19 protein-coding genes are annotated in these 19042 nt (G+C 72.6%); 13 read left to right on the forward strand and 6 right to left on the reverse strand.

Annotated elements, in window-relative coordinates; all coding sequences use genetic code 11:
• Positions 1-28: 28 nt before the first annotated feature.
• From AB0M28_RS12065 to AB0M28_RS12080, 4 genes are all read left to right on the forward strand, one after another.
• Positions 29-832 carry an aldose 1-epimerase gene (locus AB0M28_RS12065; RefSeq protein ID WP_365401834.1) on the forward strand — a complete coding sequence of 268 codons (804 nt, stop codon included), beginning with the start codon at positions 29-31 and terminating at the stop codon, positions 830-832.
• Positions 833-869: 37 nt separating this feature from the next.
• Positions 870-1418, forward strand: coding sequence for an orotate phosphoribosyltransferase (pyrE, locus tag AB0M28_RS12070; protein WP_365401837.1), 549 nt, complete (start codon positions 870-872; stop codon positions 1416-1418).
• A 113-nt stretch (positions 1419-1531) separates the two neighbouring features.
• Positions 1532-2554: a class II fructose-bisphosphate aldolase gene (gene fbaA, locus AB0M28_RS12075; protein WP_365401840.1), complete on the forward strand. Its 1023-nt coding sequence runs from the start codon at positions 1532-1534 to the stop codon at positions 2552-2554.
• An 89-nt stretch (positions 2555-2643) separates the two neighbouring features.
• Entirely contained in the window at positions 2644-3057 is a 414-nt protein-coding gene (locus tag AB0M28_RS12080; RefSeq protein WP_365401843.1) for a DUF3151 domain-containing protein, read from the forward strand.
• Between the two features lie 74 nt (positions 3058-3131).
• Here the strand turns inward: AB0M28_RS12080 and AB0M28_RS12085 are convergent, their stop codons facing one another.
• Together AB0M28_RS12085 and AB0M28_RS12090 are read right to left on the reverse strand one after the other, a co-directional pair.
• A complete protein-coding gene (locus AB0M28_RS12085; protein WP_365401846.1) occupies positions 3132-4241 on the reverse strand; it encodes a hypothetical protein in 1110 nt (369 codons plus the stop codon).
• Between the two features lie 12 nt (positions 4242-4253).
• Positions 4254-5273: a hypothetical protein gene (locus AB0M28_RS12090; RefSeq protein ID WP_365401849.1), complete on the reverse strand. Its 1020-nt coding sequence runs from the start codon at positions 5271-5273 to the stop codon at positions 4254-4256.
• Positions 5274-5515: 242 nt separating this feature from the next.
• Here AB0M28_RS12090 and AB0M28_RS12095 point away from each other — a divergent pair, with 242 nt between their 5' ends.
• The 7 genes from AB0M28_RS12095 to AB0M28_RS12125 all read left to right on the forward strand — a co-directional run bounded on the left by AB0M28_RS12095 (position 5516) and on the right by AB0M28_RS12125 (position 12346).
• On the forward strand, positions 5516-6367 hold the full coding sequence (locus AB0M28_RS12095) for a tryptophan 2,3-dioxygenase family protein (protein ID WP_365401852.1): 852 nt from the start codon (positions 5516-5518) through the stop codon (positions 6365-6367).
• The gene (kynU, locus tag AB0M28_RS12100) at positions 6360-7550 is read left to right on the forward strand and encodes a kynureninase (RefSeq protein WP_365401855.1); all 1191 of its coding nucleotides are present in this window, start codon (positions 6360-6362) and stop codon (positions 7548-7550) included. The genes AB0M28_RS12095 and kynU overlap by 8 nt, the downstream gene beginning before the upstream one ends.
• Positions 7551-7598: 48 nt before the next feature.
• The gene (locus AB0M28_RS12105; RefSeq protein ID WP_365401858.1) at positions 7599-8321 is read left to right on the forward strand and encodes an alpha/beta hydrolase; all 723 of its coding nucleotides are present in this window, start codon (positions 7599-7601) and stop codon (positions 8319-8321) included.
• Between the two features lie 132 nt (positions 8322-8453).
• A complete protein-coding gene (locus AB0M28_RS12110; RefSeq protein WP_365401861.1) occupies positions 8454-9047 on the forward strand; it encodes a Uma2 family endonuclease in 594 nt (197 codons plus the stop codon).
• A gap of 56 nt (positions 9048-9103) precedes the next feature.
• Positions 9104-10462, forward strand: a complete 1359-nt coding sequence (locus AB0M28_RS12115) for a histidine kinase (protein WP_365401864.1) — start codon at positions 9104-9106, stop codon at positions 10460-10462.
• Positions 10459-11115 (forward strand): response regulator transcription factor, encoded by a 657-nt coding sequence (locus tag AB0M28_RS12120; RefSeq protein ID WP_365401867.1) that lies wholly within the window; start codon positions 10459-10461, stop codon positions 11113-11115. Before AB0M28_RS12115 ends, AB0M28_RS12120 begins: the two co-directional genes overlap by 4 nt.
• A gap of 19 nt (positions 11116-11134) precedes the next feature.
• Entirely contained in the window at positions 11135-12346 is a 1212-nt protein-coding gene (locus AB0M28_RS12125) for a cytochrome P450 (RefSeq protein WP_365401869.1), read from the forward strand.
• Between the two features lies 1 nt (position 12347).
• On the opposite strand, the gene AB0M28_RS12130 is transcribed toward AB0M28_RS12125, so the two are convergent.
• Together AB0M28_RS12130 and AB0M28_RS12135 are read right to left on the reverse strand one after the other, a co-directional pair.
• Entirely contained in the window at positions 12348-14003 is a 1656-nt protein-coding gene (locus AB0M28_RS12130) for an ABC transporter permease (protein ID WP_365401872.1), read from the reverse strand.
• Complete coding sequence (locus AB0M28_RS12135) at positions 14003-14926, reverse strand: ABC transporter ATP-binding protein (RefSeq protein WP_365401875.1); 924 nt, start codon at positions 14924-14926, stop codon at positions 14003-14005. Before AB0M28_RS12135 ends, AB0M28_RS12130 begins: the two co-directional genes overlap by 1 nt.
• A 92-nt stretch (positions 14927-15018) precedes the next feature.
• Here AB0M28_RS12135 and AB0M28_RS12140 point away from each other — a divergent pair, with 92 nt between their 5' ends.
• Positions 15019-15504 (forward strand): MarR family transcriptional regulator, encoded by a 486-nt coding sequence (locus AB0M28_RS12140; RefSeq protein WP_365401878.1) that lies wholly within the window; start codon positions 15019-15021, stop codon positions 15502-15504.
• A gap of 367 nt (positions 15505-15871) precedes the next feature.
• On the opposite strand, the gene AB0M28_RS12145 is transcribed toward AB0M28_RS12140, so the two are convergent.
• Both AB0M28_RS12145 and AB0M28_RS12150 read right to left on the reverse strand, forming a co-directional pair.
• Positions 15872-16537, reverse strand: coding sequence for a PepSY domain-containing protein (locus tag AB0M28_RS12145; RefSeq protein ID WP_365401881.1), 666 nt, complete (start codon positions 16535-16537; stop codon positions 15872-15874).
• A gap of 37 nt (positions 16538-16574) precedes the next feature.
• Positions 16575-17384 (reverse strand): diacylglycerol kinase, encoded by an 810-nt coding sequence (locus AB0M28_RS12150; protein WP_365401884.1) that lies wholly within the window; start codon positions 17382-17384, stop codon positions 16575-16577.
• A 176-nt stretch (positions 17385-17560) separates the two neighbouring features.
• On the opposite strand from AB0M28_RS12150, the gene AB0M28_RS12155 reads away from it, so the two are divergent.
• Positions 17561-18844, forward strand: coding sequence for an adenylosuccinate synthase (locus AB0M28_RS12155; protein ID WP_365401887.1), 1284 nt, complete (start codon positions 17561-17563; stop codon positions 18842-18844).
• Positions 18845-19042: the final 198 nt, after the last annotated feature.

Below are 19042 nucleotides of genomic sequence, written 5' to 3' on the forward strand. Positions count from 1 at the left end.
ACCGGTCCGGGCCGTCTACGCTCGCCGGGTGACCACACGACTCGAGGCCGGGGCGGCCATCGTCGACATCGACCCGGAGAACGGCTGCCGGATCGCATCGCTTCTGGTGGACGACATCGAAGTGCTGCGTGAGGGGCCGAAGTTCGGGAGCTTCCCGATGGTGCCCTGGTGCGGGCGGATCGACCAGGGCCGGTTCCAGGCGGGCGGCACGACGTACCAGATGCCGCTGAACGCGCCGCCCCACGCCAGCCACGGCACGGGCCGCGACGTCCCCTGGCGCAGGCTGCCCGCCACCGGCGACCCGGCGCTGACCGCCGTGTTCGCGTACCGGCTGGGCGACCCCTGGCCGTACGAGGGGACCGTCACCCAGCAGTTCGAGCTGGCGGAGGACGGCGGGGCGCTGACCGTCACGCTGGGCGTGGAGACCGCCGGGGTGTCGTTCCCGGCGCAGGCCGGCTGGCATCCGTGGTTCCGGCGTTCGCTGGGCCTCGGGGGCGAGGTCCAGATCGCGTTCGATCCCGCGTGGCAGGAGGAGCGCGGCGCCGACCATCTGCCGACCGGCGAGCGCATCGAGCCGCTGCCCGGCCCGTGGGACGACTGCTTCGGCATGCCGTACGGCGTCGACGTCACCCTGACCTGGCCGGGCGCGCTGGAGCTGAAGGTCAGCAGCCGCGAGGAGTGGGTCGTCGTGTACGACGAGCAGGCGGAGGCCGTCTGCGTGGAGCCGCAGACCGGCCCGCCGAACGGGCTGAACACCCTGCCCCGGCTCGTCACCCCGATCGACCCGCTGGAGGCGTCGATGACGTGGACCTGGCGGCGGCTGGCCGGCTGAGGCGGCGTCGGTGCGGACAGCGGATAGGGTCGAGGGCATGACTGACCCCCGCGCCGCACTGCTGCAGCAGATCAAGGACAAGGCCGTGGTGCACGGCAAGGTGACCCTCTCCTCCGGCAAGGAGGCCGACTACTACGTCGACCTGCGCCGCATCACCCTCGACGGGCAGGCCGCCCCGCTGGTCGGCCAGGTGCTGCTCGACCTGACCGAGGACCTGGACTTCGACGCCGTCGGCGGCCTGACCATGGGCGCCGACCCGGTCGCGTCCGCGATGCTGCACGCCGCGGCGGCCCGCGGGAAGCACGTGGACGCCTTCGTCGTACGCAAGGCGGCCAAGGCGCACGGCCTGCAGCGGCGCGTCGAGGGGCCGGAGATCAAGGGCCGCCGCGTGCTCGTCGTCGAGGACACCTCCACCACCGGCGGCTCGCCGCTGGCGGCCGTCGAGGCGGTCCGCGAGGCCGGCGCGGAGGTCGTCGCGGTGGCGACGATCGTGGACCGCGCGACGGGTGCCGCGGAGAAGATCGAGCAGGGTGCGGGCGTGCCCTACCGGTACGCGTTCGGGCTGGACGAGCTGGGCCTGGACTGACGTCCGGACCGACGTCTGGACCTCCCCCGTACATCTGGGAATATAGGGGCGGCACCGACGATGATGTCGCCCCTCAACGGTAGAAACCCCGCACATCCCCAAGGAGCGGACAGATGCCCATCGCAACCCCCGAGGTCTACGCCGAGATGCTCGACCGGGCGAAGGCTGGCAAGTTCGCCTACCCGGCCATCAACGTGACCTCCACGCAGACGCTGCACGCCGCGCTGCGCGGCTTCGCCGAGGCCGAGAGCGACGGCATCGTCCAGATCTCGACCGGCGGCGCGGAGTTCCTGGGCGGCCAGTACAGCAAGGACATGGTCACCGGCGCCGTCGCCCTGGCCGAGTTCGCGCACATCGTCGCCGAGAAGTACCCGGTGAACGTGGCGCTGCACACGGACCACTGCCCGAAGGACAAGCTGGACGGCTACGTCCGCCCGCTGCTGGCCGTCTCCGAGGAGCGCGTGGCCAAGGGCCTGAACCCGCTGTTCCAGTCGCACATGTGGGACGGCTCCGCCGAGACCCTCGCCGACAACCTGGCCATCGCCCAGGAGCTGCTCGCCCGCACCGCCGCCGCGAAGATCATCCTCGAGGTCGAGATCACCCCGACCGGCGGCGAGGAGGACGGCGTCACCCACGAGATCAACGACGAGCTGTACACCACCGTCGACGACGCGCTGCGCACCGCCGAGGCCCTGGGCCTGGGCGAGAAGGGCCGCTACCTGCTGGCCGCCTCCTTCGGCAACGTGCACGGCGTGTACAAGCCGGGCAACGTCGTGCTGCGCCCCGAGCTGCTGAAGGACCTCCAGGCGGGCGTCGGCGCCAAGTACGGCAAGAGCAGCCCGTTCGACTTCGTCTTCCACGGCGGCTCGGGCTCCACCAAGGAGGAGATCGCCACCTCCCTGGAGAACGGCGTCGTGAAGATGAACATCGACACGGACACCCAGTACGCCTTCACCCGCCCGGTGGCGGCGCACATGTTCCAGAACTACGACGGCGTCCTGAAGGTCGACGGCGAGGTCGGCAACAAGAAGACCTACGACCCGCGCACCTGGGGCAAGGCCGCCGAGCAGTCGATGGCCGAGCGGGTCATCGTGGCCTGCGCGGACCTGCGCTCGACGGGCACGAAGCTCAAGTAGTCCCGTGACGTACGAAGGGCCCGGCACCCGGTGGGTGCCGGGCCCTTCGTACGTCCTGCCGTCAGGTGGCCCGCCGTAGGCTGGGGGCCATGTCCATCAACGAGAACCTGCTTGCCGGACCACCCCCCACCCACCTCCCCGACGAGCCCGGCCCGCGTGAGCTGTTCGCGGCCGGGGCCGACCCTGCGGAGGTCGCCGCCAAGTTCCCGACGTCCTCCCTGGCCTGGGCCCAGCTGGCCGACGACGCCTTCCAGGGCGGCCGGACCGTCGAGTCGTACGCCTACGCCCGCACCGGCTACCACCGCGGCCTCGACGCGCTGCGCCGCAACGGCTGGAAGGGCCACGGACCGGTGCCGTGGGAGCACGAGCCGAACCGCGGCTTCCTGCGCTCCCTGCACGCTCTCGCCCGGGCGGCGGGGGCGATCGGGGAGAAGGAGGAGTACGAGCGCTGCACCACGTTCCTGCGCGACAGCTCGGCGACGGCGGCCGACACGCTGTCCTGAGCCCCGCCGGCGCCACGGCCCGTGCCCCCGACCCTCACGGGCGGGGGCACGGGCGTACCGGTCAGAAGAACCGGTCAGACGACCCGCAGCGACTCGATGAGGGTGTTGACGTCGGCGAAGCGCTTCTTCTGCGACTCCGGCAGCGCTACCCACAGCATCGAGGGCATCGGCCGGCCGGTGTCCACCACCACGACGACGGACAGGTCGTAGCCGGACTTCACGCCCTTCTTGCGGAAGTGCATCTCGCTGACCAGCACCCACGCCTTGTGACCGCTGATCCGCAGCGGCTGGGAGGCGACGTCGCGGATCACCGTCTCGTCGTCCGGGTAGGCGTACTTCCGCCGGTCGTCCTGGGCGGCGGCGGCCAGCTTGCGCAGCCGGTCCTTGTCCGTGGCCTCGATCACCGCGTCACCGTCGACCGGCCCGGACTTCGCCACCGCCTCCCAGCCCAGCTCGGCCTGGAAGGTCTGACCGCGGGTGAAGCCGTCCATCGACCCGTCGCTCGCCTTGCTGGGGCTCCAGGGGTCACCGAGCTCCACGTACGACAGCCGGGCGTCGGTGTCGGTGACCCGGCCCAGCACCCGGGAGCCCTTGCCCTTGTAGTCCTTGACCTCGACGGTCTTCGTGAGCCGCAGTTCCTCGGGCAGGGCGGCGGCACCCGGCGTCAGCTCGGGGACCGGCGTCCCCTTCAGCGGGGTCTTCGAGGTGGAGCCCTGGCAGGAGGTGGACGGATAGTCCCCGCTGCCCTCCGACTGCTCGATCACCTTGCCGCCGACCACGACGGTGCACGTGAGGGTGCCCGAGCCGTGGCTGGAGCGGCCCTGGACGGACAGGTAGAAGTCCTCCGCGGGGCCCAGCGTGACGGTCTCGCGGAACGGCAGGACGGTGACCGGGTGGCTCTCCTGACTGCCTCCCCCCGTGGCGTAGACGAGGTCCGCCGAGGGATGGTCGCCCGTCACGATGTAGGTGACCTTCACGGACTTGGCCCCGTCCTTCGCGGACGGCTTTCCGTCCTTGCCGCCCGGGTCGTCGACGGCCGCGGCGATCCCCACCGCGGCCAGCACGATCAGCTCGAAGCAGATCAGCACGACGCCGAGCAGGTACACCACGCCCGGGACCCGGTCGAACAGCTGCTTGCCGCGGCCGGAATGGGGCTCGCGCCTCGCGCCTGAAGTCTCGCTCATCTCGTCCGCCCCCTACGCCTTGCCGCCGCTGTCGCCGGCCCGGGCGGTCTGCTGCTCCGCGGACCGCGCCACCAGCAGCCCCGCCTCCCGCGCCTCGCCCAGCATCCGCTGCAGCTCCTGCAGCCGGGACCGGTCGGCGAGCCCGTCGATCTCGGCGACGGCCAGCTCGTCGCGCACGGTGCGCGCCAGCAGGTCCTGCATGTCCTCGCCCAGCTCCTCCAGCTCCCGTACGGCCTCCCACTCGCGGTAGGCCGCGTCCGCCGCCCGGGTGTTCTCGGCGTACCGCTCCAGGGCCTCGACCCGCTGCTCCAGCGTGCTCGCCGACAGCCGCAGGGCCTGCCGCTGCGCCCGCAGCACCTCCTCCACCCGCGAGCCCGAGGCGTCGCCGGCAGCCCTCTGCACCTTCTGCGCCAGCTCGGTCAGCTCGACCAGGCGCTGGGCGATCTCCCACTGCTGGGCGGGCAGGGTGACGTCGTTCGCGATGTCGTCCAGCAGCCCGGCCCGGTCGACCTGCGACTCCAGCACCGTCGTCACGGCGGCCTGGGCGCGCTCCATCCGCCGCAGCGGCACATGGCCCAGCAGCCCGCGCAGGGTGTCGTCGCCGAAGTCGTCGGCCAGGTAGTAGCGGCCGTGGCGCAGGCGCGCCAGGCGCTGTCGCTCGTCCGTGCCGCAGCGGAAGACGAAGATCAGCAGCCAGGCCAGCACGTGCGCCCCGGCGGCGGTCACCATGAACGCGCCGAACCCGTACGCGTACCAGACCGCCACCAGCCCCGCCTGCGCCACGAGCCCGGCGGCCAGCCCGGCCCCGAGGCCGAGCAGCGAGGGCAGCACCGCTACCGGCAGGAACGCGCACACCGCGGAGACCGTCAGGCTCACCAGCGCGTCCGGCCCGGTACGGCCGCCCAGCCGGGGCTCCGGGGGCAGCGGCCTGGTGGCGGGAAACAGCCCGTCGCCGGACCGCCCCAGCAGCTCCCGCTCCGCCTCGTCGAGCGCCGGATCCACCACCGGCCGCAGCGCGACGTCCTGCGCCATTCAGCAACACCCCCCAAAGACTGGGGAGATCGTGACACATACCCGTCCGTCCCCTTCACCCAGCCCCTGGCAGGACATGGGTGCCGAAGTCGGGCGCGTACGGCGTGGCCTTGCCCTCTCCCGGTTCACCGCGCATCATTCGAGGTGGGCCCGGTCAGTGCCGGGTCCGAGGGGACCGGGGCCCTGTTGCCGGACAGGAAGGGGCGGACCGCTACCCGGCAGCCCGTACGACGGAGACAGCGATGTCCTCTGAACACCTGCCCGCGCCCGCCCACGGGGGCGAGCCCGAGACCCCGAATCTCGACTTCGCGGGGACCACCCCGTACGAGGACTACGTCCAGGCGGACGTCCTCACCCACCTCCAGCACCCGCGCTCGGACGACCCGGGCGAGATGGTCTTCCTGGTCACGACCCAGGTCATGGAGCTGTGGTTCACCGTCATCGTCCACGAGTGGGAGACGGCCGCGGCCGCCCTGCGCCGGGACGACCTGCCGGTCGCGATGGCCGCGCTGAAGCGGTCGGTCTGGGAGCTGGAGTCGCTCAACGCCTCCTGGAAGCCCATCGCGCACCTCACGCCCTCCCAGTTCAACGCCTACCGCGCCGCCCTCGGCGAGGGCTCGGGCTTCCAGTCGGCGATGTACCGGCGGATGGAGTTCCTGCTCGGCGAGAAGTCGGCGTCCATGCTGGTGCCGCACCGCGGCGCCCCGCGCGTCCACGGCGAGCTGGAGAAGGCCCTCGCCGAGCCCTCGCTGTACGACGAGGTGCTGCACTTCCTCGCCCGCCGCGGCTTCGCGATCCCGGACGAGGTGCTGCGGCGCGAGCCCACCGCCCGGCACGAGTCGCATCCGGCGGTGGAGGCGGCGTGGACGGCCGTCTACGCCGGTGACCAGGAGTCGGACGCGGTCCGCCTCGGCGAGGCGCTGACGGAGGTCGCCGAGCTGGTGTGGCGCTGGCGCAACGACCACCTCGTGGCGACCCGGCGGGCCATGGGCTCGAAGGTCGGCACGGGCGGCTCCGCCGGGGTGGCCTGGCTGGAGAAGCGCGCCCGCAAGAACGTCTTCCCCGAGCTCTGGAGCGCGCGCAGCCATGTCTGACCTCACCCTGAAGGCGGTGGAGCGCGACGCCGCCGACCCGCTGCGCTCCGCCCGCGAGCGCTTCGTCCTCGACGGCGCCGTCTACCTCGACGGCAACTCCCTCGGCGCCCTGCCCGCCGCCGTCCCCGGCCGGCTGGCCGACGTCGTACACCGGCAGTGGGGCGAGCTGCGCATCCGGTCGTGGAGCGAGTCCGGCTGGTGGACCGCGCCCGAGCGGATCGGCGACCGGATCGCCCCGCTGGTCGGGGCCGCGCCCGGGCAGATCGTGGTCGGCGACTCGACCAGCGTGAACGTCTTCAAGGCCGTCGTCGCCGCGATCCGGATGGCCGGGGAGGAGCGCGACGAGGTCCTCTGCGACGTCACGACCTTCCCCACCGACGGGTACATCGTCGAGTCCGCCGCCCGGATGACCGGCCGCACCCTGCGGGCGCTCACGCCGGAGCAGATCGCCGCCGAGGCGGGCCCCCGGACCGCCGTGGCGCTCGTCAACCACGTCGACTACAAGTCCGGCCGCCTCAACGACCTTCCGGGCGTCACCGCCGCCCTGCACGCGGCGGGCGCCCTCGCCGTCTGGGACCTGTGCCACAGCGCGGGCGCGCTGCCCGTGGGCCTGGACGAGCACGGTGTGGACCTGGCGGTCGGCTGTACGTACAAGTACCTCAACGGCGGCCCCGGCGCGCCCGCGTACCTCTACATCCGCAGCGCTCTGCAGGACCGCTTCGACTCCCCGCTCCCCGGCTGGAACTCCCACGTCGAACCCTTCGGGATGCGGCCGGAGTTCACGCCGGCGGACGGCGCGGTGCGCGGGCGGGTCGGCACGCCCGACATCCTGTCCATGCTGGCGCTGGAGGCCGCGCTGGAGGTCTGGGACGGGGTGTCCGTCGACGCCGTACGGGCCAAGAGCCTCGCCCTGACGGACTTCTTCCTTCAGTGCGTCGCCGCGGAGGTCCCCGCCGGGCTGGTCTCGTCGCTGACCCCGGCGGACCACGCCGAGCGCGGCAGTCAGGTCGCGCTGCGGTGCGCGGACGCGGGCAAGGTGATGGCGGAGCTGATCTCCCGCGGGGTGATCGGCGACTTCCGGGAGCCGGATGTGCTGCGCTTCGGCTTCACGCCGCTGTATACGTCGTTCCAGGACGCGCACACCGCGGCCCGGGTGCTCGGCGACGTCCTCGCGGGGCGCTGACCGGCTCCGCGGCCCGCGGTCGCGGCAGACGAGGGAGAGGTACGACGGGTGACGCCGGACGACGTCGAGATCGAGGCCCTGCTCGGGCTGGAGCCGGTGGCGCCGTCGCGGAGCTACCACTACGGGGACCACGCCTCGCAGGTCATCGACCTGTACGGGGCGGGGGACCCGGTGGTGGCGCTGCTGCACGGCGGCTTCTGGCGTGAGGCGTACGACCGCACGCACCTCTCGCCGCTGGCGGCGGCGCTCGCGTCCGACCTCGGCCGCTGCGTCGCCCTGGTGGAGTACCGCCGGATCGGCGGGGGCGGCGGCTTCCCCGCCACCTTCGACGACCTGCCGCCCGCGCTGGCCGCCCTGCCGGGCTCGCGCCCGGTCACCCTGGCCGGCCACTCGGCGGGCGGCCACCTCGCCCTGTGGGCGGCGTCGCGGTGCCCGGCGGCGGTGCGGTCGGTCGTCGCGGTCTCCCCCGTCGCGGACCTCGCGCGGGCGCACGAGCTGGCGCTCAGCGGCGACGCGGTGGGGGAGCTGCTCGGGGGCCGGGTCGGGGAACGCCTCGACGAGACGGACCCGATGCGGATGCGCGCGCCGGAGGCGCCGGTGCTGCTGCTCCACGGCGCCGTGGACGAAACGGTCCCGGTGGAGCTGTCACGCGCCTACGCCAAGCACGTCACGGGCGAGGTCCGCGTCCTGGACGGCGTCGGCCACTACGCCCCGATGACCCCGGGGACGGAGGCGTACGGGGCGCTGGTCGAGGCCCTGCGGGCGGCTTGAGCGGACGGGATTCGCTCGTGGATGGGGTGGCGTGACCTGGCGGTTTTCCTCGGAAGGGTGATGGGCGGCTGATCGCAGGCACCCCGTGCTCTGGACCTTGCATGCTGGCTACTGCCCGGAAGGGGGTGCACCATGACGGTTATGGCAGAGCGAGCCCCGCAGGTGACGGTCGATGAGTTCGAGCAGATCGCCAAGGCTGCCGAGAAGCTGGCCGACGACGCCGTCAGGTTCGAGTTCATCGACGGACGGATCGGGGTCAAGGGCATGCCGGACGGGGATCATGCCGAGATCGTCGCCTGGTTGCAGCGGCGGTGCATGCAGAGTGCGGGCCTCTGGCTCTACGCCGGGGGTGAACTGGGCCTGCGGGTCGAGCAGTACCGCCAGGGCAGGGCCCGTCCGGACGCGGTCCTCGCCGCCGAGGGGACGTTCGCCGGTCAGGGGGACTGGGCCGATCCGGACGGTGTGCTGATGACCGTGGAGGTCACGTCGTACGACTCCGACACGGACCGCCGCGATCGCCAGGAGAAGCCCTCCTCCTACGCTGCTACCGGCATCCCGTACTTCCTGCTGATCGACCGCGACGCCGGCACGGTGACTCTGTACAGCGACCCCGGCCCGGATGGCTACCGCGACGCGCACAGTGTGAAGTTCGGCGCGACGCTGTCCCTTCCCGAGCCCATCGGCATCGAGCTGGACACGGAGCGCCTCAAGGACCACGTCCGCTGACGTCGTACTACCTGAGAGGGACGCCCCACGATCCCCTCCCAGGGCGATGACCTGGGGTGGTGCGGGCCCCTACCGTGAGGTCCGTGAGTGAGACGACGCGGGTGACGGGCAAGGCCCACGAGGGTGGGCAGCGGAACGAGTGGGCCGTGCTGCAGGAGGCGGCGCAGCTGCTGTACCGGACGCTGCGGCAGGACCTGGGCCGCCGGGCGTTCCGCCTGGAGCCCCTGCAGCCGCTGGCGCTGCGCCGGCTGGAGGGCGCACGGATCCCGCGTCTCGTACGACGCGTACTGCGCCGCCTGCCGCACATAGCGCTCGCCGCGCTCGCGGCGTTCGCCTTCCTGCTGAGCGCCACGGGTTGGAGCGGCTCACCCGCGGCGGGCGCGGCCGCCGGGCTCCCGCTGGTGCTGGCGATGTTCCGGCCGGTAGGCGCGTTCTGGCTGTCGCTGCTGCTGGTGGCGGTGGGTGCCGTGCTCGGGCCGATGAACTGGTATGAGGCCTGGCCGTGGTCGCCGGGCGCGTTCCTGTCCCATATCGCCGTGATGGCGTTCGTCGCCCTGCGGGCCCGGCCCAGCGCGGCCGTGTGGATGTGGACGATCACCACCGCGTACGGGGCGGTGGCCGCGTCGACGACGGACCGCTGGACCAACAACAGCGAGGACATGGCGGTGGTCTCCGGCATCGTCCTGCTGATAGCCGTCGCCCTGCGCGGGTGGCGCACCGCCCACCGGGAGTCCGAGGCGAAGGACGTCGTCACCGCCCACGAACGCTCCCAGCGCACGCTCCTGCAGGAGCGCACCACCATCGCCCGCGAGCTGCACGACGTCGTCGCCCACCACATGTCCGTCGTCGCGATCCAGGCCGAGGCCGCCCCGTACCGCGTCGAGAACCCGCCGCCGGAGCTGACCGCCGCGTTCGCGACGATCCGGGAGAACGCCGTGGCCGCGCTGGCGGAGCTGCGACGCGTGCTCGGCGTCGTACGGGCCGAGGCCTACGAGCCGAACGCAGCCCCCGACGCCCCCCAGCCCACCCTCGCCGACCTCGACCGGCTGCTGGAGAACGTCCGCGAGGCCGGGCTCACCGTCGACAAGGTCGTCACCGGCGCCGTCCGCGAACTGCCGCCCGGCGTCGAGCTCTCCGCGTACCGGATCATCCAGGAGGCCCTCAGCAACACCCTGCGCCACGCCCCGGGCGCCCCCGCCCGCGTCGAGATCGCCTACGTCTTCCACGGCCTCGGCCTGCGCGTCGTCAACGGCCCGCCGGCCGCCGAGAGCGAGCCCTCGCCGGGCGCGGGGCACGGCCTCACGGGGATGCGGGAGCGGGTGACCATGCTGGAGGGCGAGCTGGCCACGGGGGCGACGGGTGACGGCGGTTACCAGGTCGAGGTCTTCCTCCCCGTGCGCGAGGTGACCGAGTGATCCGCGTCCTCATCGCCGACGACCAGGCCATGGTCCGTGAGGGCTTCTCCGTCCTGCTCGGCGCCCAGCCCGGGATCGAGATCGCCGGCGAGGCGGCGAACGGCCGCGAGGCGGTGGAGCGCGTACGCGAACTGCGGCCGGACGTCGTGCTGATGGACGTCCGGATGCCGGAGATGAACGGGCTGGAGGCGACCCGCGAGATCGTCGCCGGCGACACGGGCACCAAGGTGCTCATCCTGACGACCTTCGACCTCGACGAGTACGTCTACCAGGCGCTGCGCGCCGGAGCGAGCGGCTTCCTGCTCAAGGACGCCTCCGCCCGCCAGCTCGCCGAGGGGGTGCGGATCGTCGCCGCCGGCGAGGCGCTGCTCGCCCCCACGGTCACCCGCCGGCTGATCACGACCTTCGCCGAGCAGGGCGGGCAGCCCCGGGTCCCCGCCGTACGGCAGCTCGGCGAGCTGACGGAGCGGGAGACGGAGGTGCTGACGCTCATCGCCCAGGGGCTGTCGAACGGCGAGATCGCCGGGCGGCTGGTCGTCGCCGAGTCGACCGTGAAGACCCATGTGGGCCGCATCCTGGTCAAACTCGGCCTGCGGGACCGTACCCAGGCGGCGATCTTCGCGTACGAGGCGAGGCTGGTCGCGCCCTCCTGAGCACGGGTAACGTCCCCTCATGAGCGCAGACCTCCCCTTCCGCCCCTGGGACCCGGACTTCGTCGCCGACCCCTACCCCTCCTTCGCGGAGCTGCGCGCCCGCGGGCGCGCGCTGTGGTTCGAGCCGACGCGCCAGTGGCTGATCCCGCACCACGCGGACGTGAGCGCCCTGCTGCGCGACCGGCGGCTGGGGCGTACGTATCTGCACCGCTTCACGCACGAGGAGTTCGGCCGCACCCCGCCGCCGCCGGAGCACGAGCCGTTCCACGTCCTGAACGACCACGGGATGCTGGACCTGGAGGCCCCCGACCACACCCGGATCCGGCGGCTGGTGTCCAAGGCGTTCACCCCGCGCACGGTCGAGCGGCTGACGCCGACCGTACGGCGGCTCGCGGACGAACTCGTCGGCGGGCTCGTCGCGCAGGGCGGCGGGGACCTGCTCGCCATGGTCGCCGAGCCGCTGCCGGTCGCGGTCATCGCGGAGATGCTGGGCATCCCGCACGCCGACCGCCACCAGCTGCGCCCGTGGTCGGCGGACATCTGCGGGATGTACGAGCTGAACCCGCCCGCGGAGACCGCCGCGAAGGCCGTCCGCGCGTCCGTGGAGTTCTCGGCGTACCTGCGCGAACTCATCGCCGACCGGCGCAGGAACCCGGGCGACGACCTGATCTCGGGGCTCATCGCCGCGTACGACGAGGGCGACCGGCTCAGCGAACAGGAGATGATCTCCACCTGTGTGCTGCTGCTCAACGCGGGCCACGAGGCGACGGTCAACACCACGTCCGGCGGCTGGTGGACGCTGTTCCGGCACCCGGAGCAGCTGGCCGCCCTGCGCGCGGACCGCGGTCTGCTGTCCACAGCTGTGGAGGAGCTGCTGCGCCACGACACCCCGCTGCAGCTCTTCGAGCGCTGGGTGCTCGACGACATCGAGATCGACGGGACGACCATCCCGCGCGGCTCGGAGATCGCCTGCCTGATGGGGTCCGCCAACCGCGACCCCGCCGCCTTCGCCGACCCGGACACCCTGGACCTGGCCCGTACGGACAACCCGCACGTCAGCTTCGGCGCCGGCATCCACTACTGCCTGGGCGCCCCGCTGGCCCGGATCGAGCTGCAGGCGTCGTTCGGGGCGCTGCTGCGCGAGGCCCCGACGCTGAAACTCGCGTCGGAGCCCCGCCTCGGGGACGGATTCGTCATCCGCGGCCCCGCAGAGGTGCTGGTGGAGCTCTGAACTACTTCGTCTCCAGGTCCCGGCGCCGGAAGCCCGCCAGGCCGGCCCAGACGAGGGCCGCCGCGACCGCCGTGAGCAGCAGCATCGGCGTCCAGGACATGTCCTTCGCCGGGAGCTGCGGTACGTGGCCGAAGGGGGAGAGGTCGTTCATCCAGTCCGGGAACTCGAACAGCTGGCCCAGATAGCCGACGACGAACGCGTAGACGGGTACGGCCCACGCCGCCGCCGTCGCGCGCGGCAGCCAGCCGAACAGCAGCACCGCCACGCCGATCGTGACCCACAGGGCGGGCGCGTACGCCAGCGAGGCGCCGACGAGCTTCAGGAACAGCCCGCCGTCCCCGGTCGAGGCGGCCCCGGAGATCCCGAAGCCGAGGCCCGCCAGCAGCAGCGTCGCCGTACCGCCCAGCATGGCGACCACGACGTGGCTGCCCACCCAGCGGGCCCGGGACAGCCCCGTGGCCAGCAGCGGTTCGGCGCGGCCCGCCGTCTCCTCGGAGCGCGGACGCAGGGCGGCCATCACGACGTACACCGCGGACACGACCGCGACGACGATCAGCACGATCGAGGCGAACGACTCGGCCATGGTCGCCCCGCCCGCCTCGGCGAGGGCGTCCTGCAGCTGGTCGATGTCGCCCAGCATGTCCTCGACGTCGCCGAGGATCGAGCCGTACATCACCCCCAGCACGAACGACGCCACCCCGAACCCGGCGAACAGCCCGCGGTGCAGCCGCACCGCGAAGCCCAGCGGCGTGGTCAGCGCCTGCGAGCCGTGGGCGGCCCCGCGCTTGTCGGGGCGCAGCCCCGCACCGACGTCGCGGCGCAGCGAGAGCCGGAAGCCTCCGTAGGCGACCAGGGCACCCACGGCGAGGGTCAGCAGCACCGGCAGCCAGTCGTCGTCGACGTAGACGTAGGTGCGCTGCACCCAGCCGATCGGGGACAGCCAGCTCAGCACGCCGTTGCCGACGTCGCCGGAGGCCCGCAGCGCGTACGCCACGCCCAGCACCGCCATCGCCATCCCCGAGGCGCCGCGCGAGTGCGAGGTGACCTGCACCGTGACGGCGGCGACCGCCGCGAAGAACATGCCGATCGCGAAGTGGTCGACGCCGTAGAGCAGCGAGCCCGCCGCGTCGACACCGTCCACACCCTGGCCGGCCAGGCCGACGGCCAGCAGCAGCGCCAGTGCCGCATTGGCGACGGCGGCCACCGACAGGGCGGCGGCCAGATGCGCGTGCCGGCCGACGACGGTGGAGCGGACCAGTTCGGCGCGGCCCGTCTCCTCCTCCGTACGGGTGTGCCGGGTAATCATGAGCACGCTCATGATGCCGACCATGACGGCGGTGAAGCCCAGCAGCTGGTGGCCGAGCATCGAGCCGAAGTTGTAGTCGTCGAGATAGTGGCGCGGTCCGCTCATGGCGAGACCGGCCGGGCTGTCCATGGTCTTGACCAGGCCCTCGATGTCCTCGGGGTCCTTGTACAGCGTCTTGCGGCTGTTGAGGGTGGACAGCGTGCTGAGGAAGAGGGCCAGCACCCAGACCGGCATCCGGACGCGGTCCCGGCGCAGGTTGAAGCGGATCAGGGTGCGGGTGCCGGCGAAGGCGCCCGGCCGGGACTCCTCCTGGGCGGCCCCGGTACGGGCGGCCGGTGTGACGGTGGTCATCAGTCCGTCGCCTCGCCGTTCACATGCCCGTTGGCGGCCAGCTCGTCGCCGTAGTGGCGCAGCATGAGCTCCTCCAGCGTCGGCGGGTGCGCGATCAGGCTGCGTACGCCGGCCTCGCCGAGGACTCGTACGGCGGCGTCGATCCGGGCGCCGTCGACCGCGAAGTGGACGCGGTCGCCGTCGGTGCGGACGTTGTGCACGCCGGGGAGGTCCGCGAGGCCGGCCGGCCGGCGCTCGGTCTCGGCCTCGACCGTCGTACGGGTCAGATGCCGCATCTCGCTCAGCGAGCCGGACTGCACGATCCGGCCGAGGCGGATGATGCTCACCCGGTCGGCGAGCTTCTCCACCTGGGCCAGGATGTGGCTCGACAGCAGCACCGTCTTGCCGGCGGCCTTCGCCTGCATGATGACGTCCTGGAAGACGACCTCCATCAGCGGGTCCAGGCCCGCCGTCGGCTCGTCCAGGAGCAGCAGCTCGGCGTCGGAGGCCAGGGCGGCGACGATGGCGACCTTCTGCCGGTTGCCCTTGGAGTAGGCGCGGCCTTTCTTGGTCGGGTCCAGGTCGAAGCGCTCGATCAGCTCGTCGCGGCGGGCCTTGTCGAGGCCGCCGCGCAGCCGGGAGAGCAGGTCGATGGCCTCACCGCCGGTGAGGTTCGGCCAGAGCTCCACGTCGCCCGGGACGTACGCCAGCCTGCGGTGCAGCGCGACGGCGTCGTGCCAGGGGTCGCCGCCGAGGACCTGGGCGGCGCCGGCGTCGGCGCGCAGCAGGCCCAGCAGGACGCGGATGGTGGTGGACTTGCCGGCCCCGTTCGGTCCGAGGAACCCGTGCACCTCGCCCGCCTCGACCTCCAGGTCGAGACCGTCGAGTGCGCGGGTCCGGCCGAAGGACTTCGTGAGGCCGGAGACGGTGATGGCTTTGGTCATGCCTCCACCGTAGACCTACGTTCACAAATTTGTGAAGTTAAGGAAGCGTTAGGATTGTCGACAGCACCGGCGCAGAAGGGAAAATAGGGCCCATGAGCAGCACCGAGGAGGAGACCCGCCAGTTCATCGAGCGCTTCGCCGCCGAGCTGACGGACGCCGGCATGCAGCGGATGGCCGCCCGCGTCTTCACCGCGCTGCTCGCCTCGGAGAACGGCGCGCTGACGTCGGCGGAGCTGGGCGAGCGGCTGACGATCAGCCCCGCCGCGGTGTCGGGCGCGATCCGCTACCTCTCCCAGGTCGGCATGGTCAGCCGCGAGACGGACCCCGGCTCCCGCCGCGAGCGCTACCGCGTCCGCGCGGACCAGTGGTTCCAGACCTTCGCGGCCCGCGACCTCACCCTGAAGCGCTGGGTCTCGATCCTCGCCGACGGCGTCCAGGCAGTGGGCCGGGACACCCCCGCGGGCCACCGGGTGGCGGAGACGCAGCAGTTCATGACGTTCCTCCAGGCAGAGATGGGCACCCTGATGGACCGCTGGACGGCCCGCCGCGAGGAACTGGTAGCAGAGGGCAAGCTGTAAAACGGGACGCATCCCAGCCCGTCCGGCGGAACAGGGCGAGGGACGCATCCCAGCCCGTCCGGCGTTTGAGGACTTCGGCGAAGCCGAAGCGCGCCGCAGGCGCCGGCGGAACCGCACCTCCGCCGTCCGGCGGAACAGGGCGAGGGACGCACCCCAGCCCGTCCGGCGTTTGAGGACTTCGGCGAAGCCGAAGCGCGCCGCAGGCGCCAGCGCGACCGCACCTCCGCCGTCCGGCGGAACAGGGCGAAGGACCCAAACCAGCCCGGCCGGCGCTTGAGGCCGAGGCGCGCAGCGCCGACAACGCCCGCCGCCAGGCATCACGGTGACGAACGCACACCCCCGCAGCGCAACACGACCCCCAGGGTCGTCACGTGTCCGCGCCGACACGACTGTCCAGCACCCGCCCCACCACCGCATCGACGAACACATCGTGCTGCCGCGCATCCACCCCCTGCACCTCGACCTTCCAGTGCAGCCGCACCCCGTCGCGGAACTCCGCGTCCAGCTCCGCGGACGTCACCGCCCCACCCCCGACCGCCGCGACGGCCACGTCGACCGCGTCCGGCAGCGGGACCAGCGCCGCCTTCGCGGCCCGCGCGTTCGCCGCCGCGTCGTCGTCCTGGAAGTCCGCGCGCGACCGCAGCACCCGGCCCGTACCCGCGTCCACCGTCACCGCGTGCCAGACGTCGTCGCCGTCCAGCACCTCCACCTCCCACACCAGCCCGCCCTGCTCGGTGCGCAGCTCCGCCGCGGTGGCCGGCCCGGGTACGGCCGCGACCGCCGTGCGCGTGGCCTCGTCCACCCCGACCCGGGAGGCGAGCGAGGCACGGGCCGCCTGCTCCTGCTGCGGGGTGACCGTGATCTCCCCGAGGTCGTGCGTCCGAACGGATGACAGCCGCGCGGCCTCGGCGGACTTCCGGTCGTCCTCGGCCAGGTAGCTGCCGAAGGCGACGCCCCCGCCGAACAGGGCGACAGCGCCTATGAGACCGGTGGCCAGCCTGAGACGCCGGTGGTTGCGCCGTATGTCGCTCATCCCCCCACGATGGCCGCGCGGGCCGGGGGGCGCGCGCTCACCGCGGCAGCGTCAGCCGCCACGCATCCGGCTGCGCGGTCCACGTACGGGTACGGACGGGCCCGCCGATCACCGCATCGGCCCGGTACCGGAAGTCCGCCCCGGAGATCCGCACACTGCGGGCCGACGCCCGCACCGGCGTACGGCCGTCGGCGACGAGGACCTCCGCCAGACCGCCCGTCTCGCCGGGGTGGACCTCGACCTGGTGGACGGGGTGGTCGAGGTCGGCGAGCAGCACGCCGTCCGCCTCCACCCGCAGCGCGGTCGGCACCGACGCCTGCTTCGGGGCGCAGGGCGCGGCCAGGCCGGTGAGGCGATGGACCCGCTCGCGCAGCCGCGGCCAGACGCTCCCGTCCGCGGGGCCCGCGGGCGCCTCGTGGCCGGCCGGCACCCGCAGCCCGCCGAGCACCACGCCCCCCGAGTCGTCCGTCAGCAGCCCCTGCCGCTTCTCCACCCCGTCGAGCACCGCCCGTGCCGCCGCCACGGTGTCCTGCGGGACGCCGAGCCGCCGGGTCAGGGCCAGGCCGGCCGCCGGGCCCACCGGCACCACGGACAGCGCGGTGTCCGCCAGCGAGCGCTCGCGGAGCAGCAGCCGTACGGTCCGCAGCAGCGCGAGGTCGTCGCCGACCAGCACGGGCCGCTTGGCACCCCGATGGGCGAACGCACGCTCGATCTCCTCCGGCCCCTCCGGAAAGCAGATCTTGGCGGCCGCACCCGCGCTGAGCACGTCTTTCGCGATACGCACGGACTCCGCGTCCACACGCCGTGCGGCCGGGTCGACGACCACGAGCAGCGACACAGCTGACACTACGGGCCCTTCCTCAGGTAACATCTCGGTGCAAGAGCCCCTTGCGCGATAACGCCAGGGGCTTCGTCTATTCCGGGGCGCGGTCCAGCCAGGCCACGGTCGTCCCCCAGGCGCAACGGAGCGCCGGGAGCCTCCGCCATCGTTGGACATGCCCCGCCCGGAAGGGGTGTACGCCTGTGCCCGCACTTGTGCTGCTCGGTGCTCAGTGGGGTGACGAGGGCAAGGGGAAGGCCACCGACCTCCTCGGAGGCTCCGTCGACTACGTCGTCCGTTACCAGGGCGGCAACAACGCCGGTCACACGGTGGTCGTCGGCGACCAGAAATACGCGCTGCACCTGCTCCCCTCGGGAATCCTCTCGCCGGGCTGCACGCCGGTCATCGGCAACGGTGTGGTCGTCGACCCGTCGGTCCTGCTCTCCGAGCTGAGCGGGCTGAACGACCGGGGCGTCGACACGTCCAAGCTGCTGATCAGCGGTAACGCGCATCTGATCACGCCGTATCACACCACGCTCGACAAGGTGACGGAACGGTTCCTCGGTACGCGGAAGATCGGTACGACCGGACGCGGCATCGGTCCCGCGTACGCCGACAAGATCAACCGCGTCGGGATCCGGGTCCAGGACCTCTTCGACGAGTCGATCCTGCGGCAGAAGGTCGAGGCGGCCCTCGACTTCAAGAACCAGATCCTCGCCAAGCTCTACAACCGCCGCGCGATCGCCGTGGACCAGGTGGTGGAGGAGCTGCTGGGTTACGTCGACCAGCTGGCGCCCTTCGTCGCCGACACGACGCTGATCCTGAACGACGCGATCGACGAGGGCAAGGTCGTCCTCTTCGAGGGCGGCCAGGGCACGCTGCTCGACGTCGACCACGGCACGTACCCCTTCGTCACGTCGTCCAACCCGACGGCCGGAGGCGCCTGCACCGGTGCGGGTGTGGGGCCGACCAAGATCAACCGGGTGATCGGCATCCTCAAGGCCTACACAACGCGTGTGGGCGCGGGACCGTTCCCGACGGAGCTGTTCGACGAGGACGGTGAGGCGCTGCGCCGCATCGGCGGCGAGCGGGGTGTGACCACGGGGCGCGACCGGCGCTGCGGGTGGTTCGACGCGGTCATCGCGCGGTACGCGACGCGGGTGAACGGTCTGACGGACTTCTTCCTCACCAAGCTCGACGTCCTCACCGGCTGGGAGCAGATCCCGGTGTGCGTGGCGTACGAGATCGACGGTCGTCGGGTGGAGGAGCTGCCGTACAGCCAGACGGACTTCCACCACGCAAAGCCGGTGTACGAGTACCTGCCGGGGTGGTCGGAGGACATCTCGAAGGCGAAGACCTTCGGGGATCTCCCGAAGAACGCCCAGGCGTACGTCAAGGCGCTCGAGTCGATGTCGGGCGCGCCGATCTCGGCGATCGGCGTGGGCCCGGGCCGCGACGAGACGATCGAGATCAACTCGTTCCTGTAGCCCGCGCCTCGCCGCGCGGCCACTCCCCGCACGGGGTCCGGGGCTACGCCCCTGGACCCCGCCGCGTGCGGGTCCGCCGTCGGCGGCGGGTGTGCTGTGGTCGCGTCGGGTGACGATGGCTGCGGTTCGCCTGCGCCCACCCGTGCCGCCCTGCGGCACGCCTGCCCGCAGGCTGCGCGACCCCCGCCCCCGCCCCCA

Origin of the sequence: Streptomyces sp. NPDC051940, from assembly GCF_040680895.1 — a bacterium.
Lineage (GTDB): Bacteria > Actinomycetota > Actinomycetes > Streptomycetales > Streptomycetaceae > Streptomyces.